The sequence below is a fragment of the Paenibacillus guangzhouensis genome, assembly GCF_009363075.1.
GTDB lineage: Bacteria > Bacillota > Bacilli > Paenibacillales > Paenibacillaceae > Paenibacillus_K > Paenibacillus_K guangzhouensis.
The window spans coordinates 4,456,334-4,473,323 of the sequence record NZ_CP045293.1; the positions used below are offsets into that span (position 1 = coordinate 4,456,334).

At 51.0% G+C, this 16,990-nt stretch carries 14 protein-coding genes and 1 riboswitch; of the genes, 4 read left to right on the forward strand and 10 right to left on the reverse strand.

Annotation, left to right across the window (positions count from 1 at the left end; translation table 11 throughout):
- Window positions 1–59 precede the first annotated feature (59 nt).
- From GCU39_RS20070 to GCU39_RS20090, 5 genes are all read right to left on the reverse strand, one after another.
- Entirely contained in the window at window positions 60–1,097 is a 1,038-nt protein-coding gene (locus tag GCU39_RS20070; protein ID WP_152395133.1) for an S-layer homology domain-containing protein, read from the reverse strand.
- A gap of 158 nt (window positions 1,098–1,255) precedes the next feature.
- Complete coding sequence (locus GCU39_RS20075; protein WP_152395134.1) at window positions 1,256–2,464, reverse strand: MFS transporter; 1,209 nt, start codon at window positions 2,462–2,464, stop codon at window positions 1,256–1,258.
- Between the two features lie 172 nt (window positions 2,465–2,636).
- Window positions 2,637–3,632, reverse strand: a complete 996-nt coding sequence (locus GCU39_RS20080; RefSeq protein ID WP_152395135.1) for a helix-turn-helix transcriptional regulator — start codon at window positions 3,630–3,632, stop codon at window positions 2,637–2,639.
- Window positions 3,633–3,783: 151 nt separating this feature from the next.
- Window positions 3,784–5,400: an ABC-F family ATP-binding cassette domain-containing protein gene (locus GCU39_RS20085; RefSeq protein ID WP_152395136.1), complete on the reverse strand. Its 1,617-nt coding sequence runs from the start codon at window positions 5,398–5,400 to the stop codon at window positions 3,784–3,786.
- Between the two features lie 63 nt (window positions 5,401–5,463).
- The gene (locus GCU39_RS20090; RefSeq protein WP_152395137.1) at window positions 5,464–6,417 is read right to left on the reverse strand and encodes an MBL fold metallo-hydrolase; all 954 of its coding nucleotides are present in this window, start codon (window positions 6,415–6,417) and stop codon (window positions 5,464–5,466) included.
- A gap of 236 nt (window positions 6,418–6,653) precedes the next feature.
- Here GCU39_RS20090 and GCU39_RS20095 point away from each other — a divergent pair, with 236 nt between their 5' ends.
- Window positions 6,654–7,793: a conserved virulence factor C family protein gene (locus GCU39_RS20095; RefSeq protein ID WP_152395138.1), complete on the forward strand. Its 1,140-nt coding sequence runs from the start codon at window positions 6,654–6,656 to the stop codon at window positions 7,791–7,793.
- 199 nt (window positions 7,794–7,992) lie between these two features.
- Window positions 7,993–8,646 carry a transcriptional regulator gene (locus tag GCU39_RS20100; RefSeq protein ID WP_152395139.1) on the forward strand — a complete coding sequence of 218 codons (654 nt, stop codon included), beginning with the start codon at window positions 7,993–7,995 and terminating at the stop codon, window positions 8,644–8,646.
- A 1,346-nt stretch (window positions 8,647–9,992) separates the two neighbouring features.
- Here GCU39_RS20100 and GCU39_RS31605 read toward each other — a convergent pair.
- On the reverse strand, window positions 9,993–10,163 hold the full coding sequence (locus GCU39_RS31605) for a hypothetical protein (RefSeq protein ID WP_193726559.1): 171 nt from the start codon (window positions 10,161–10,163) through the stop codon (window positions 9,993–9,995).
- Between the two features lie 145 nt (window positions 10,164–10,308).
- Between GCU39_RS31605 and GCU39_RS20105 the strand changes: the two genes are divergently transcribed.
- Window positions 10,309–10,494 (forward strand): DUF6199 family natural product biosynthesis protein, encoded by a 186-nt coding sequence (locus GCU39_RS20105; RefSeq protein ID WP_227793279.1) that lies wholly within the window; start codon window positions 10,309–10,311, stop codon window positions 10,492–10,494.
- A 39-nt stretch (window positions 10,495–10,533) separates the two neighbouring features.
- On the opposite strand, the gene GCU39_RS20110 is transcribed toward GCU39_RS20105, so the two are convergent.
- The 4 genes from GCU39_RS20110 to GCU39_RS20125 form a co-directional block, all read right to left on the reverse strand.
- Window positions 10,534–12,396 carry an ABC transporter ATP-binding protein gene (locus tag GCU39_RS20110; protein ID WP_152395141.1) on the reverse strand — a complete coding sequence of 621 codons (1,863 nt, stop codon included), beginning with the start codon at window positions 12,394–12,396 and terminating at the stop codon, window positions 10,534–10,536.
- Window positions 12,397–12,517: 121 nt separating this feature from the next.
- On the reverse strand, window positions 12,518–13,576 hold the full coding sequence (locus GCU39_RS20115; protein ID WP_152395142.1) for a stalk domain-containing protein: 1,059 nt from the start codon (window positions 13,574–13,576) through the stop codon (window positions 12,518–12,520).
- Window positions 13,577–13,674: 98 nt separating this feature from the next.
- Window positions 13,675–14,385 carry an anti-sigma factor gene (locus tag GCU39_RS20120; RefSeq protein ID WP_152395143.1) on the reverse strand — a complete coding sequence of 237 codons (711 nt, stop codon included), beginning with the start codon at window positions 14,383–14,385 and terminating at the stop codon, window positions 13,675–13,677.
- The gene (locus GCU39_RS20125; RefSeq protein WP_152395144.1) at window positions 14,386–14,955 is read right to left on the reverse strand and encodes an RNA polymerase sigma factor; all 570 of its coding nucleotides are present in this window, start codon (window positions 14,953–14,955) and stop codon (window positions 14,386–14,388) included.
- A gap of 235 nt (window positions 14,956–15,190) precedes the next feature.
- Window positions 15,191–15,380: riboswitch (Lysine riboswitch) on the forward strand.
- A gap of 118 nt (window positions 15,381–15,498) precedes the next feature.
- On the opposite strand from GCU39_RS20125, the gene GCU39_RS20130 reads away from it, so the two are divergent.
- Window positions 15,499–16,959, forward strand: a complete 1,461-nt coding sequence (locus tag GCU39_RS20130; protein WP_152395145.1) for an amino acid permease — start codon at window positions 15,499–15,501, stop codon at window positions 16,957–16,959.
- Window positions 16,960–16,990 lie beyond the last annotated feature (31 nt).

Here is a 16,990-nt window from a genome sequence, read left to right on the forward strand (position 1 = left end):
ACAAAAAAAGCTCACCCTCCTGCAATCACATTCGGGTAAGCTTTCTCTGCATTATTCCGTTAGTTCCACCACTTATAATAAACCGTCACGTAAGAGGTTGGGCTAGTAATTTGCGGGTCGATCACGAGCGTCTTGCCTCCCACTGTGACAGACACCTCTTTCTTGTTCTTCTCGGCCTCTTCGATCTTCTTGAAGAAGGTGTTATCGACCTTGAAGCCATACAAATTCAGAATATCGAGCATCATATTCCGCTGCACCACATCAGTACAATTCGACAGTGAGACACCGCTGAAGCCTTTGATCTGCTGCTCGAACTGCACCGCTACCGACGTATCCGTCTGGTTCTGCTGCAATGTTTTCGTCAGAATGATCTTGTTCACGCCGTCATCGTACATGCGGTATCCGGTGTAGTTCGGGAATACTTTTTTCCGAATCGCCAGATACATCTCATCGCGGTACGAATCCCATGCGGTCGGCAGCTTCGGCAACCGAGCCTCGGATGTCACTTCGAGCGGTCTGTCATACATCTCCTGCATGCCATGATCCACCAGATTACGAATCAATTGCAGCACTTCGGCGCGCGTAATCGTTGCCCCGCCCATAAAGCCTTGGATCGTATTCTCGCCTTTCACGCGGCCGTTCGCATACTTTTTGCCGAGTACATACTGGATTGCTTGCTCACCTGCGTAATTCACACCATCGCTGCTCGAGACCAGCTCAGCCACATGCGCCCGGTTGACGTACTGGTTCCGGCTCTTCGGATTCGCGTATCCATCCACCGGGTAGTTCTTAAAATGAAGAAAATCATAATATTTGTCCGACCAATTGTCGGTAATGAAATTATCTTCTAAATCTTTGCCCGTAATCCCCACAACGAGCATCCGAATGAATTCCGCCTCCGTCACGTTCTGATTCGGCATGAACATCCCATTGTTGTAGCCCTTTACGATCCCTTTCTCAACGCCCCATTCGATCGTCGTCTTCGCCCAATGATTCTGTATGTCGCTGAAGGAAACACTGCCCGCCGCAGATACCGTTCCCGCAAAGAGCAATCCCCCTAACACGATCGCCGAAAAAACCTTGTAAAGCGTTTTCATACCTTGACCTCCATTGTCATGTTCTTCCACCTTATCCCGCGTGGGAGTAAGGCTACCGAACACATTCTACCTGTCAGAAAATCAGACGGTCAAGCACATTAGCAACAAAAGTCGAAAGATGGGTGAATCAGACTAAGCCTGTCGAATCAGTAGAAGACTTAAGTACTAGGACTCACCGTTTCTGATTTGTGAGCCGAGTCTGGTGTTAAGGCGATCCAGATCGAACCGCATAATAATAGAATACAGATAGCGAAAGGGAGCAGATGATTCATTTGATACAAAAGTGTGCTCGCGACAGGTGCGATGATCGCCGAGACGCCGTTCACAGATTGCGTCAACCCTGCCACTGCCCCCTGCTGCTCTTGCGGAACGGCCAGCGACGCCCCCGACATATATCCAGGCAATTGCAGCCCGCTGCCAATCCCAAAGATGAAAAACGCCACATAATATGCCAAGGAGGATGCCGTAGCCAAAAGGATGACGAATCCAATGATGGTCATGAGCGCTCCAATCCAGATCATCTGCAGCGGGGTAAGCACCCGCTTTCTCATCAGAACAAGCTGCGTCATCAGCATCGCAACACCCGTTAACGTTAGCGCCAATGCGAGCATTTTGGCGGTCGCAGACACCGATAGTCCCAGCCGGTCTTGGAAGTAAAAACCGGTATTCACCTGAATGGATACAATCGCGGTGAGCGCGAAAAGCCCAAGAGTCAAATACTTGCGCACGCCTCGGTGCCAAGGCATTAGCCGCTGCGGTTTTTTACCCATTCTTACTGTCGATGGCGGCAAAATAAAAATAACGGTCAAAAACGCAATCAGCGGCAGAATCGTTCCCGCATACAACGGCCAGATCAATCCGAACAGCACGAGCACCCCGCCCAGCGCAGGCCCGAACACGAGTCCCATGCCATTCGAAGCGCTGATGATCGCCATCCCGGACGAACGATCGCCGGAAGCCGTAATATCGGCCATATACGCTTGTGAGGCGGTTGGCACCGCGGGAATGAAGGCCCCCACGAGAAACCTGCCAATGCTAATCAAGATGAAAATCGTCAGCACCGGCAATGTGCCTCCAAATCCGAGCTGAATCTGGTACGTATAAATGGCATAGCTTGCGCACAAACCGAACAACCCGACCAAAATAATCGGCTTCCGGCCAAACCGATCGCTTAACCGTCCCCAGACCGGTCCCATTAGAGCCGTGCCGATCGCCCCGATCGTGACCATCCATCCTGCTTGACTCTCGCTTAAGTGCAGCTCCCGGACGATGGGGGACAGCACTGGCATAATAATCGATACCCCTAGATAAGAGATAAACGCACATATAAATATCAATACTTTCGTCATCTTCACAGACCTTGTCATCTGTCTACTCCTCCTTGATGGTGTTCTCTTCTCTCCTATGAGAAACATTATCATTTAGAGGAGCGACGCTCTCCCCCGGGAAGGATTTTTTATCCCCCAAGCGGGATTGCCCCATGCCAAAAAGCCCTTCGCATCGGCAGCAGCCAATCGAAGGACTCAATGAATATCAGCATTATCTAGAACATCTTGCAACCAGCTCACCTGGGTTTACACCGTATCGCTTACGGAAGGCAACGGTGAAATGACTCGGATTGGAATAACCTACAGCGCAAGCCGCTTCTCCGACATTCATCCCGCCATGCTGCAGCAGCTGCATCGCATACTCCAATCGTTGATCCCGCAGATAACCGAATAAGGTTGTTCCGAATACTTCCTTGAAGCCTGCCTTCAGCTTATAATCATTCAGCCCGACTATACGGGCAATTTCGATCGTCGAGGGCGGTTGGTCCATATGGGCGAGCAGCACATCGCGCGCATGCAGAATGCGTTCACGATCATCACGTCGCAACACGGACGCCGCTGGTTCCTTGCCCGAAGATTCGATCACATACCGCTGCAAATAATAGGCGAAGAGCTCCAACATTTTACCCTCCAACATCATTTTTCGAAGCGGCAGCGGATAATCGCAATACCGAATTTCATGCAGCAGGCGCTCCACGTGCGCATCCATCGGATGCTGAACCATCCGGTACCCCTGCTGTCCGATCCACCGCTGGATATCGAAGCCCTGACCAAGCCCGCTGCTCTCCAAATACTGCTTCATCAAAGAAAGCTCCATGCGCAGTTCAAGAAATTCCGTATCGATATCACGAACCAGCTCGACCACCGCGTGCATCTCCTGGATGATGGAAATGCGGCATTCTTGCGCCATCATAATGATTTCACGACCCTGCATATCGAAATGGTATCGCCCCTTCAAGCAGAATGTGAGCTCGATCGCCGGCTCTGCGGAGCGAAATACCAATACTTTGTCCTCTGCCAGCCGATAGCTAGACGTGATCATCTCCATCCCGTCACGCAATCTCATGCGCGCGATGAGGCCTTCGCCTAAGCCAGCAGGCATATTCACGGTCTCGATCCCACTCTCCGTGGAGAACACTTGCCCGATCTGGGATACATATTGATTGTACGTATGATGGAAAGCAGCCATCACTTGTGCTTTACTCACAGGCGTATGCACCTCCTAATCTCACGCTGATCGAACATCTGAACATCTAATTGAGAATCATTTTCATTATAATTTTAGTTGCTCCATCCTGCAAGAGAACAAAAAAAGAGCACAGAAGCCGCTGCAGGCTCTGCACTCTTTTCCATCTAACTTAGTTATATAGTTTCTCACGCAATTGTTTGATCTCATCGCTCTCAAGGTACTCATCGTACGACATTTGACGATCGATGATCCCGTTCGGCCCGATCTCAATAATGCGGTTCGCAACCGTCTGAATGAACTGATGGTCATGGGATACGAAGATCATTGTCTCTTTGTAATCGATCATGCCGTTGTTGAGCGCCGTAATGGATTCGAGATCCAAGTGGTTGGTAGGCTCATCAAGCAGGAGCACGTTCGCACCATGAAGCATCATTTTGGATAACATACAACGTACTTTCTCGCCCCCGGACAAGACAGAAGCTTTCTTCAGCGCTTCTTCACCGGAGAAGAGCATACGGCCGAGGAATCCACGCAAGAACGTCTCGTCTGGATCTTTGGAATATTGACGAAGCCAGTCAACCAAGTTGATATCAACGCCGTCGAAGTATTCTGCGTTATCTTTCGGGAAATAAGCCTGCGACGTCGTAATCCCCCAAGAGAATTCACCGCTATCTGCTGTCTTCTCACCCATCAGGATTTGGAACAACGTCGACTTCGCAAGACCATTTGGTCCCACAAGCGCGATTTTGTCACCTTTATTCACGATTAGATTCAAGTTCTCGAACAGCTTCTCGCCATCCACGCTCTTCGTCAAGCCTTCAATCGTAAGGATTTGTTTGCCGCCTTCACGATCTGCTTTGAAGTTAATGAACGGATATTTACGGTTCGAAGGACGAATGTCATCGAGCGTAATTTTCTCGAGCTGTTTCTTACGGGAAGTCGCTTGCTTCGATTTGGAAGCATTCGCGCTAAAACGTTGAATAAACGCTTGAAGCTCTTTAATTTTCTCTTCTTTCTTCTTGTTCGCATCGCGTACAAGTGTCAGAGCCAATTGGCTGGACTCATACCAGAAGTCATAGTTACCGACGTACATTTGGATTTTACCGAAGTCGATATCCGCAATGTGCGTACATACTTTATTCAAGAAGTGACGGTCATGGGATACCACGATAACAGTACCTTCATAATCCATCAAGAAGTTCTCTAACCAGCTGATCGATTCGATGTCCAAGTGGTTGGTAGGCTCATCGAGGAGCAGGTTATTCGGTTGGCCGAACAACGCTTGCGCGAGGAGAACGCGGACTTTCTCGTTACCGGAGAGCTCCGCCATTTTCTTGTCATGCAGATCACGAGGGATACCAAGACCGATCAAGAGCGCAGCCGCATCCGACTCCGCGTCCCAACCGTTCATCTCTGCGAATTCGCCTTCCAGCTCACCCGCACGCAGGCCGTCTTCTTCTGTGAAGTCTGCCTTCGCGTAGAGCGCGTCTTTCTCCTTCATAATGCTATATAACTTCTGGTGACCCATAATAACGGTCTCGAGTACCGCGAATTCATCGTATTCGAAATGGTTCTGTTTCAGCACGGCCATACGCTCGCCTGGTGTCATGCTTACGTCGCCTGTGTTCGCTTCAATTTCGCCGGAAAGAATCTTCAGGAACGTCGATTTCCCCGCTCCATTCGCTCCGATTAGTCCGTAGCAGTTGCCCGGTGTGAACTTTATATTGACATCTTCAAATAGCGGGCGCTTGCCATAACGCAAACTAACGCCTGTTACTGTAATCATGAATTAATCCGTCCTCCCTTAAAATAGAACCTGTATATCAGCTTCATCCTTACCAAATCCCTATTATAACACAAAATGATCCGATAAACGTACTGTTTCGCCGTGTGCGGGCACAATTATTCGCTCTTTCGCAATATTTTTGCGTCTGCGTTCTCCTTCGAGTCGATCAAGCGCTTCCTTCGGTGTGTCATCTGCTAACCGGAATGCTCCATAATGCATCGGAATCATGACTTTGGCGCGCGATTCGACGAACCCGCGAAGGGCCTCCTCCGGTGTGACATGCTGCGTCTGCATGAACCATTCCGGCTCATAGGCACCGATCGGCATCAGCGATACATCGATATTGAACCGTTCGCCAATTTCCTTGAATCCGCGGAAATATCCCGTATCCCCCACGAAATGGATCGTTGGGTACGGTGCCGTCGAAGACGGAATCGGCTCAATCATATACCCGCCCCAATGCGAAGTGTTCGTATCGGTGAGCGTACGTCTTGTCCAATGCTGCGTCGGCACGAAGGTAATCTGCACCTCGCCCAAGGTTAATGCTTCCCACCAGTGCAGCTCTGTCACATTGCTGAAGCCTTTGCGCAGCATCTTGCTCTTGAGTCCGGCTGGCACGACGAGCATCGTCTTCTCGTTATACAGCTTCCGCACGGAACTGATATGCAAATGGTCATAATGCGAATGGGAGATTAAGATCACGTCCATCGTCGGGAGCGCTGCAAGCGGCACACCCGGTTCAGCGAGTCGGCGCTGGAATCCCATACGCTTCGCCCACACCGGATCGGTCACGATATTTAAACCTGCATATTGTATGAAAAACGTCGAGTGTCCGATCCAAGTTACCGTCGGCTCTGTACGATTTTTCTTCAAATAATCAATTTCCGGCTCTACATTCGGGACGACGAAGCTGTAGTCTTTGGTCTTCGCACGCCGTTCTTTCTGCCATTGTCTTAAGCTCTTAAGGTCATTGTTCATCTTCATGAAGTCTAAATTGTGGAATCGTTCTTTTGCCATGCGTTCTGCGCTCCTTTCCCGTAGTTCTACTATAGCAAAATTTGGTCGTAAAACAAAAAAATCCGGCCTTCCTTCATAATTCACTTACGTAAGGATACCCTAGTGGGGTATAATAAGATCACCCAACAAATTGCAGACTTGGCTTCGAAGCTAATTCAGGTACTTTGCGGGGACCCGAAAATATGAATTCCAGGATGATCAACGAAGAACGTTGCACATCCATAGGAGGAAGGTCAATGAAATTAATATCCATTGAACCCACGCCAAGTCCGAATTCCATGAAGCTTCATCTGGATGAGAGGCTTGCGCCTGGCGTTCGTAAAACGTATACGCTAGACAATGAACGTTCCGCCCCGCCCTTCATCCAGCGCATGCTGGCGATCAGCGGCGTGAAGAGCGTGTTCCACACCGCCGATTTCGTGGCGCTAGACCGCCATCCGCGCGGTGATTGGGCAGCGATCCTCGGCGAGGTTCGCGACATTTTTGGCACGGCAGACGGCGGCGCGGCGCTCGCCGCATGGGACCCGAATGCGGCGGTGAGCTACGGGGAGGCACAAGTATTCGTGCAATATTTCCGCAGCATTCCGATGCAGATCCGCGTCAAAGCCGGCGTTAACGAAGAGCGGATCGGGCTTGGCGACCGCTTCACACAGGCGGTCACAGCCGTGGCGAGCGCGACGCTAATCAAGGAGCGTCGCTTGGTCGAATTTGGCGTGCGATATGGCGAGCTTGCCGACATCGCGCGTGAGGTGGAGCAAGAGCTCGAGGCGGCTTATCCGCCTGAGCGGTTGCAAGGGCTTGTCACGAAGGCGATCGCGCTCGGTGCGAGCGAGGAGCCTGTGATTGAGGAGCGCGGCGAGCTGACGGACAGCGAGCTCGAGGCGCTCCTGCGCGACGCGGACTGGCGCGTGCGGTACGCCGCGCTAGACCGCATGCAGCCGAGCTTGGCGCGGCTGCCGCTGCTCGCGGAAGCTTTGCGCGATGCGCAAAGCTCGATCCGCCGCCTCGCCGTGGTGTACCTCGGCGAGCTGCGCGCGCCTGAAGCGATGCCGCTCCTGTTCGCGGCATTGCGCGATTCGTCCGCGGCCGTGCGGCGGACGGCAGGCGACACCCTGTCCGATCTAGGCGATCCCGCCGCGATCGGACCGATGATTGAAGCGCTGAGCGACTCGAACAAGCTCGTTCGCTGGCGCGCCGCCCGCTTCCTGTACGAAGCCGGCGACGAGTCCGCGCTTTCCGCGCTGCAGACTGCGACGGCTGACCCTGAATTCGAGGTCAGCCTCCAAGCCAAAATGGCGGTCGAACGCATCGAATCTGGCGAAGCCGCAGCAGGCACCGTCTGGCAGCAGATGGCGCGCCGCGGCGACAGCGAATAATACAACGAAGGGAGTCCCCTTGTTTTCATGGGACTCCCTTTTCGTTTGGCGATATTCACGCTATACTACCTTTATATAAAATCTGAATTGGTCGTGAAGCACACGCCGCTTTGTACCCTCCCCTTTGTAGGTGGATCTGGGTCATAGCGGCTTTTTTGCGTGCGTGGCCATTTGGATTCCAAAGAGGAGGTATGGCATCATGTCCAAGTTCAACCAAGCATTTGACACGTGGTTGCATACAGCGATCACACAAGAACAGAACCATCGAAGGCGCGAAATTCTTGAGAAAGGACTCGGCCATGGTACGATGGATTTTCTACGAGCCATCTGGTTCCCCGCCGTACGGCACTTCGATGATCTGCATCCCGAATGGGAAGTTCGTGATTTTCATAATGGCTATCGGTATTTGGATCTAGCTTATATGCCTGGCGGCGATGTCAAAGGCGGCATCGAAATTCAGGGATACGGCCCCCATGCGAGGGATCTCGATGTTCGTCGGTTCAAGGACTTGTGCTGGCGCCATTGCCTGCTGGCACTCGACGACTGGCTCTTCCTGCCTGTTGCTTACCTTTCGATAACCGATGAACCTAAGCGCTGTCAGCAGCTCGTCCTGTCTTTTATCGGCAAATTTGTTGCAATCGATGCACCTGCTCACTTGAACTGGCTTGAAGCCGAGACGATTCGTTTCGCAAGGCGGCACCTCCGCCCATTCACACCATCGGAGTTGGCCAGTCATCTACGTGTGTCAGATCATCATGCGAGGCGGATCCTGCACAAGATGGTGGAACTGCGGCTGTTGTACGTGGCAAGTGGCAATCAGCGTTACCGGACGTTTGGCTTACGGACCACGTAATATTTCGTCCAGCACATGATCACTGAATGCACATACCCGATCCCCCGACACCGTCAGCCTAACGAACCCAGTAACCCTTATTCGCTTATTTTCAGCCACTTTTGATTTCTAACGAACGACAGGTACGCTATCCGGTCATTTTTCAGCTCTTTTCGCATCATTTAGCCCCAATAGCGTATCTGTGGTTCGTTAGCCCACGAAACGGCCCATTTCTCGCCAAATAAGGTTACCTCGATTCGTTAGACGCACGCTTGTCCCATAGTTGGATACTGGTAGGTTGCCAAGTTACTCCATCCGGGTACTTCCGTCCTAACAGCACACTCGCCCACCGCTCCCCTGCCTAACGAACCCAGTAACCCTTATTCGCTTATTTTCAGCCACTTTTGATTTCTAATGAACGACAGGTACGCTATCCGGTCATTTTTCAGCTCTTTTCGCAACATTTAGCCCCAATAGCGTATCTGTGGTTCGTTAGCCCACGAAACAGCCCAATTTTCGTCAAATAAGGTTACCTCGATTCGTTAGACGCACGCTTGTCCCATAGTTGGATACTGGTAGGTTGCCAAGTTACTCCGAATACTCATCAGCACCAGAACTCCAACCAGCAGGGGCTTTCATTACCAGACATGCAATCGCTACCGCTCCCCCCAATCTAACGAACCCAGTAACCCTTATTCGCTTATTTTCAGCCACTTTTGATTTCTAACGAACTACAGGTACGCTATCCGGTCATTTTTCAGCTCTTTTCGCATCATTTAGCCCCAATAGCGTATCTGTGGTTCGTTAGCCCACGAAACGGCCCGTTTTTCGTCAAATAAGGTTACCTCGATTCGTTAGACGCACGCTTGTCCTGTCGTTGGATACTGGTAGGTTGCCAAGTTACTCCGAATACTCATCAGCACCAGAACTCCAACCAGCAGGGGCTTTCATTACCAGACATGCAATCGCTACCGCTCCCCCCAATCTAACGAACCCAGTAGCCCTTATTCGCTTATTTTCAGCCACTTTTGATTTCTAACGAACTACAGGTACGCTATCCGGTCATTTTTCAGCTCTTTTCGCATCATTTAGCCCCAATAGCGTATCTGTGGTTCGTTAGCCCACGAAACAGCCCATTTCTCGCCAAATAAGGTTACCTCGATTCGTTAGACACCCGCTTGTCCCATAGTTGAATGCTGGCCACTGATCAAGTTACTCCGTCCGGCTACTTCCGTCCTGACAGCACACTCGCCCACCGCTCCCCCTGCCTAACGAACTCAGTAACCCTTATTCGCTTATTTTCAGCCACTTTTGATTTCTAACGAACGACAGGTACGCTATCCGATCATTTTTCAGCTCTTTTCGCATCATGTAGCCTCAATAGCGTATCTATGGTTCGTTAGCCCACGAAACGGTCCATTTCTCGCCAAATAAGCATACCTCGATTCGTTAGACGCCGATCCACCACGATCCCACACGAATCCGCCGCCCACCGACAGCACCTGCCAGCCGCTATCTACTACTCCATTGGTGCCCATAAGCACCTAGCGCCCCCTTGATCCACGCCTACGTCCACCCAATACCCCAAACATACTAATCTCCCTAATTACTGGAACAAATTCTGCCGTCAATACGTATGAATTAACAAAGGAAGGAGCTGATTGGATGTTCTTCATATTCGGTTTGATCATCATCGGTATTGGTCTGCTCAATGTCCTCAATCCCACCTTCGCCTGGTACATGAAGGAAGGCTGGAAGGTGAGCGGAGACTCTGAGCCGAGCGATACCTACCTCGCGCTAACCCGTTTTGGCGGCGTCGTCGCTATTATTATGGGGCTGTTCGTGATGATATCGGGCTTCGGCACGTAGCACGCCTAGACCCGTGCCCACCAGCACCACACGTCTCCGCTACACTTCTGCAAACTGCGTCTCATACAGCATCGCATACACACCATGCTGGGTTAGCAGCTCTGAATGGCGCCCCCGCTCCACAATGCGGCCGTCCTGCACAACTAGAATCTGTACCGCAGCTAGAATCGTCGACAGTCGATGCGCGATAACCAGTGTCGTACGGCCCTTCATCAGCTCTTGCAAGGCCTCCTGCACATAGCGCTCCGACTCGGAATCCAAATGCGAGGTAGCTTCGTCCAGCAGCAGGATGGTTGGGTTTTTCAGAATGGCCCTTGCAATGGAAATCCGCTGCCGTTCGCCGCCGGACAAGCGATGCCCGCGCTCTCCGACCATCGTGTCATACCCCTCCGGCAGCGATTGAATGAAATCATGAATATAGGCTTTACGACAAGCCTCTTCGATCTCTTCCTGCGTCGCATCTTCACGTGCGAACCGCAAATTCTCCCGCAATGTCGCGTGGAACAAGAACGACTCCTGCGTAACATAGCCGATATGGCGGCGCAGCTCCGCGAGCTTCACATCCCGTAGATCCATGCCGTCCACCTCGATGCTTCCTGCCGTTGGGTCGTAGAGCCGCGCAATAAGACTGATCAACGTGGATTTCCCTGCGCCGCTCGGACCAACAATTGCAACCACTTCAGTTGGCTTGGCCTCGAATGATACCCCCCGTAGTACCAATTCTTCCTCTTGCAGTCCGGCTTCATGACCCTCACCTGGATTCAGATCAGGCCCTCGTTGCCCGCCGGCATAACCGAACTTCACGTCTCGGAAGGTAATCCGGCCTGCTGGCGCATCCAATGCCTTTGCATCCGGTCCATCCTCCATCTCCGGCAACATATCCATGTATTCGAAGATTCGACCGAACACGCCCAGCGCCGTCACAACTTCCACATGCAAGTTCAACAAGGTTCCGAACGGCTGATATAACCGTCCCAGATAGGCGGCAAAAGCAACAATCGCCCCCACCGTCATCGTGCCTTGTATCACCGCATAGCCTCCATACAAATAAATAATCGCGGTGCCAATCGGTCCTAACACGCCGACGAACATCATGAACCAACGACCCATCAGATTGACCTTCAGCTCCATGTCCATCACTTGCTTATTCGTCGCTTGGAATTGTGCCGCCTGACTTTGTTCCCGCCCATAGATCCGAGTCAACAGCGCGCCCGAAATCCCGAACACCTCGCCAAGCTGGGAGGCCATCTGTGCACGCACCTTTTGCGTTTCCTGCCGCATTTTTTTACGAAGACGAGATACCTTACGCACCGGAATCATTGAAACTGGCAGGATAATCATCGACAACAGCGCCAAACGCCAATCCAGCACGAACAGGATAACCGTTGTTGTTACAACGACTACGCTCTGTGTTATCGTATTGACGACCAGATTTGTTACCACGCCTTGTACCGCCTGCACATCTTCGGTCACCCGCTGAATAACCTCACCAGACCGTGAATTCGTAAAAAATCCAATTGACTGTCGCTGTAAATTGCTGAACAACCCTTGCCGCAGATCACGCATAATCCCTTGGGCGACTTTAAAATTCATATAGTTCTGCCACACCCCAAGAACGCCGCTAAGGACAGGCAAGCCGATCAACAGTGCAACCATCACGAGCAACTGCCCACGATCCCCAGCTGGGATCGCATGGTCGATAATGACCTTCATCACCCAAGGAGGCCCGAGACCAATCACAGCACCCGCAAGCGCAAGAACGATAATAAAGCCGAGTAAGGCACGGTACTCTCGGAACAGCCTCCATACCCGTCGAAGGGATACGTCTTGCACGCTCTCTCTTAATGTTTTCTTCTGAATCGTCCGATCCGATCCTTCGAGACCACGCCAAATATTTTTCATGACCTATAACACCTCAATTCTATTCGTTCATTATAGGCCGATCAGGAGAGACATTTCACCCTCAATTTCAATAAAAAATCCCCCTGTCTAGGAGGATTATAAGCACTTTAAAGATATTAGCCTATTTAACGATGATTTTCCCTACCATAAAATTATGCGGTTTACAGTAGATCTCGTACTCCCCAGCTTCAGGGAAGGTCTTGGTGAACGTATCATTCTTCCCGAGGGGCTCACTGGTAAAGGAACCGTCCTTAGCAGTTACTGTATGCTCCACATCATCCTGGTTGGTAAATGTAACTGATGCGCCTGCTTCGATCGTCAGCTGATCGGGTTTAAAGGCGAATTCAGAAATACTGACCGCATATTTCTTGGCGGATTCCGCCTTATCTGCTACAGTCGGCTGATCAGACGCTGCCTTTGTCGTAAACGTGATCACTTGCTTCACTTCCGGCTTAATCGGTTGGTGATTATTCCCTACTAGTTGGACCGTTAAAGTGTGCTTGCCTGGTTTAACATGATCGAAGACGGCGGGTTCAGCGTTAATCATTTTATAGGCCGCTTTGGGGTCGCTTGCGTCGGTATCCAGCCAAATATGTACATGCCCCTGGCCTTCATGCGGTTCCGTATGCGTCCGGAAATCTGTGAGCGCATGGTTAAACACAGCAACCCCCACTTTTACCGTGTCGGTATACAACATTGCATCTTTCGTAGGGCCTAGAATTCTTACGGAAGGCGTATTCGCCGATTGTAACGAAACGTTTTTTTTCGCAGGGTCAAACTTCACATCCACCCCTAAATTCTCCGATACGAATCGGATCGGAACCATGGTAACGCCATTTACGACCTTCGCCGGTTCATCTAATGCTACAGGAATACCATTTAAGGTTGCTGTCTTCGACTCTAACGGGAGCAGGTAGATGTTAGATCCTTCGGTGACCTTAACCGTTCTGGTCTCGGCTTCATAACCAACGACAGCACCGATGGCTTCTGCTATGGGTCTATAAGGTACCAGGAGTCGCCCATTCATCAGCAACGGCTGCTCACTGAAGACAATCGCCTTGCCGTTGAATGTCGCAGACACACCCGTTGGCGATACTGGCGCCTTCGCCGCAACCGGCACCGTTCCGAGCATGGCTGCGAATAATGCAGTCGTTAGAAGCATTTTACTCATCTTATTCATCGTTCATCCTCCTTAAATGTACCGTACTTGACGGTGAATGCCTTTATTTAAGGGAACGAACACATGAGCAGTCCGGTTTGATGCGATGACCAATTTTTTCACGTACCCAGCACTTTCTTACCGCGAGGCTGCTCCCCGACCGCATCAGGCTCGAGCGTAATACCAATGGCTTCAAAAGGAACTTGTTGCTCCTTCATATCATACGTAAGCACGCCATTCCCTTGCTCATCGACAAGAAACACCCCTGCGCTTCTTCGCGCTCCATTGTGGATCAGCCACACCTGATAGGCTTCCTGTCCCTTCGCCTGCGATAATCCTTGCACGCTAAATACGAGCTTCTTCGCATCGCCTTGCTGCATTAGCCATGCACTGCCTTTAGCTGCATCGCTACTCGAGTCCGTCGCGTTCAATGTAAAGATTTGCAGGACTTGCGTCGGCAGGCTCGCACCAGTCTCCATCGCTTGAAGCCGATCCCGTAAGTGGTTATTATTCCAAGAAACCCCAATCAAGAGAAGCAAAAGAACCGATGCTGCGATCCATCCTGTATTCATAGTCCATTTTTTCTTCACCACAGGCTGCTCTACCTTAAAAATAGAATCCATGACCTCTGCTTTCAAATCCGCTGGCGCCTCGATTTCTTCTAATGCATATGGGATTGCATGCCACGCCTCCCGCATCTCTTCGAGTTCCCTCCTGCAGGCCTTGCAACTTCCGATATGATGTTCAATACGTCTCCGATCCTCTTCATTGATTTCACCGAGCATATATTCCATGAGTTGATCTGTGCCGTGACAGTTCGAGGTCTCCATTTATGTCTCCTCCTTTTCCTGCATCAAGTGATTTCTTAATATTTTCAACGTTTGGTGAAGTCGGCTTTTCACCGTACCTACGGGCTCATTACGCATTTGTGCGATTTCACGAAGCGAGTAGCCTTCCCAGTATAAGCACTGTATAAGTTCAACTTGGCTCTTGGATAAATGCTGATAAGATCGCTTCACTTGCTCCCGAATCAGCTTCTGAGATACGATGTGCTCCGGTGTGTTCTCTGTCCGGTCGGGCATGATCTCCCAGATCTCCGGCTCCATCGTAACTGCTGTCTGTTCTCTCCTCTGCTTACGGATATGGTCAATCGTAATATTCCGTGTCACCGTAATCAACCAATTGATATATTCACCCTTACTCGGATCATAACCCGTCCGGGTCGTCCACAAGCGCGTGAACACAGACTGCACAATGATTCTCGCCTGCTGCTCATCTTTCGTTGACTTCATGGCAAAAGAGTACACGAGCTTCACATATCGATCATATAACTCTTCCAAAGCCGGACGATGCTTGATCATCACAAGCTGCATGAGTTCAAGATCTGTCTTATTCTTCACGAGTTCCGCTCTCCCTCTTTTCTGGTCCCTGTTCTTGCACCCATTCTACCACAGAATTTCCCATGTGCTTTTTGAAAAATGAAGTTCATTAATTTTAACTGAAAAAAGCTGCCCTGCCCCCTCGTTCTTTCAGCCTATTCAACGAATTGGAAGCAACTAACATTGATCCCTCGCTGGTTCTCAGCTATACTAAAACTCAAATTTGCAATTGAATAGAAAACCCTCATCTTACGAAGGATGAGGTAGAGGTCGCGGTTGTTAAGAGTAAGAAAGCGGAGAGCCAGAGAAATGCTCAGTGATGCTATTCTAAAAGGAACCACCGCCGAAGTTCACTAAGGTACTCTGCCTTAGCGTGCTGGGGCTGCTGCTGAATAAGCGCAGAACTGTCACATGGGATGCATCCCATGTGTTGTGCTATCTTATTCGTACATCGTAGGAGCCGTAGGGGTTGAATTGAACCGCCGTACATTGCTACGGCGGTTTTTTGGCATTCTAGCAGCATATCGCTATATATTGTTCTGACATCTAAGAAGGAGTGTTATTATGTCTAAATCCACATCCCAAGCTGCTCCGGAGCTGCAACGCTCCCTCAAAGCTCGCCATCTCACGATGATCGCGCTGGGCGGATCCATTGGAACCGGCTTGTTCCTCGCTTCCGGCGGCGCGATTGCTACCGCAGGACCAGGCGGCGCCTTGCTCGCGTATGCCGCTGTCGGCATCATGGTATACTTCCTCATGACAAGTCTCGGGGAACTCGCCACGTATATGCCGGAATCCGGCTCATTCAGCACCTATGCCGGCCGGTTCGTCGATCCGTCCCTCGGCTTCGCACTCGGCTGGAACTTCTGGTACAACTGGGCGATTACGATCGCCGCAGAACTTGCGGCTGCCACGTTGATTATTAAATACTGGTTCCCGAACAGCTCCTCCTTCATCTGGAGTCTTCTGTTCCTTGCCATCATTTTCTTATTAAATGCGCTATCCGTTAAGGGCTACGGGGAATCTGAATATTGGTTCGCATTGATCAAAATTGCGGTCGTCATCGTCTTCCTCGTCGTCGGCGTCCTGATGATCTTCGGCATTATGGGAGGCAAGTCCCCAGGGTTCAGCAACTTTACGATGGACGGCGGTCCGTTCCATGGCGGGTTCCTGACGATCCTCGGCGTATTCATGGCTGCCGGTTTCTCCTTCCAGGGGACCGAACTCATTGGGGTAGCTGCCGGTGAGAGTGAAAATCCACGTGAAAATGTACCGCGCGCCATTCGTCAGATTTTCTGGCGTATCCTTATCTTCTATATTCTCGCGATCTTCGTCATTGCGATGTTAATCCCGTACACGAATCCGAACTTGGTGCGCGGCGGTCTTGAAGACATTGCGATTAGTCCGTTCACGATTATTTTCGAGAATGCGGGCCTTGCGTTTGCGGCAGCGGTCATGAACGCCGTTATTCTTACGTCGGTACTATCGGCAGGTAACTCAGGGATGTATGCATCCACGCGTGTCCTTTGGGTTCTCGCCAAAGAAGGCAAAGCACCGAAATTCCTCGGCAAGCTGAACCGTAACGGCGTACCGATCAACGCACTCATCGTCACGGCTGCCGTCGGGATGCTCGCCTTTCTCGCATCCTTCTTCGGTGATGGTGTCGTATACACATGGCTGCTCAATGCCTCAGGGATGTCTGGGTTCATCGCTTGGATCGGAATTGCGATTAGTCATTATCGCTTCCGTCGGGCCTTCACCGCACAAGGCCGCAGCCTGGATGAGCTGCCGTATCGCGCTAAATGGTTCCCATTCGGTCCGATTTTCGCCTTCATCATCTGTATGATCGTTATTCTCGGCCAGAATTATCAAGCATTCCTTGGGGAGACGATCGACTGGAATGGTGTGTTAATCTCCTACATTGGATTGCCGCTCTTCCTCATCGTCTGGCTCGGGTACAAATTCGTGAAGAAGACAAAAGTCATTCCACTGCACGAATGTCAGCTGGACCCGCCAGCTAAATAAAGTTTCAGACAAGCAAAAGCCTCTCGATCCA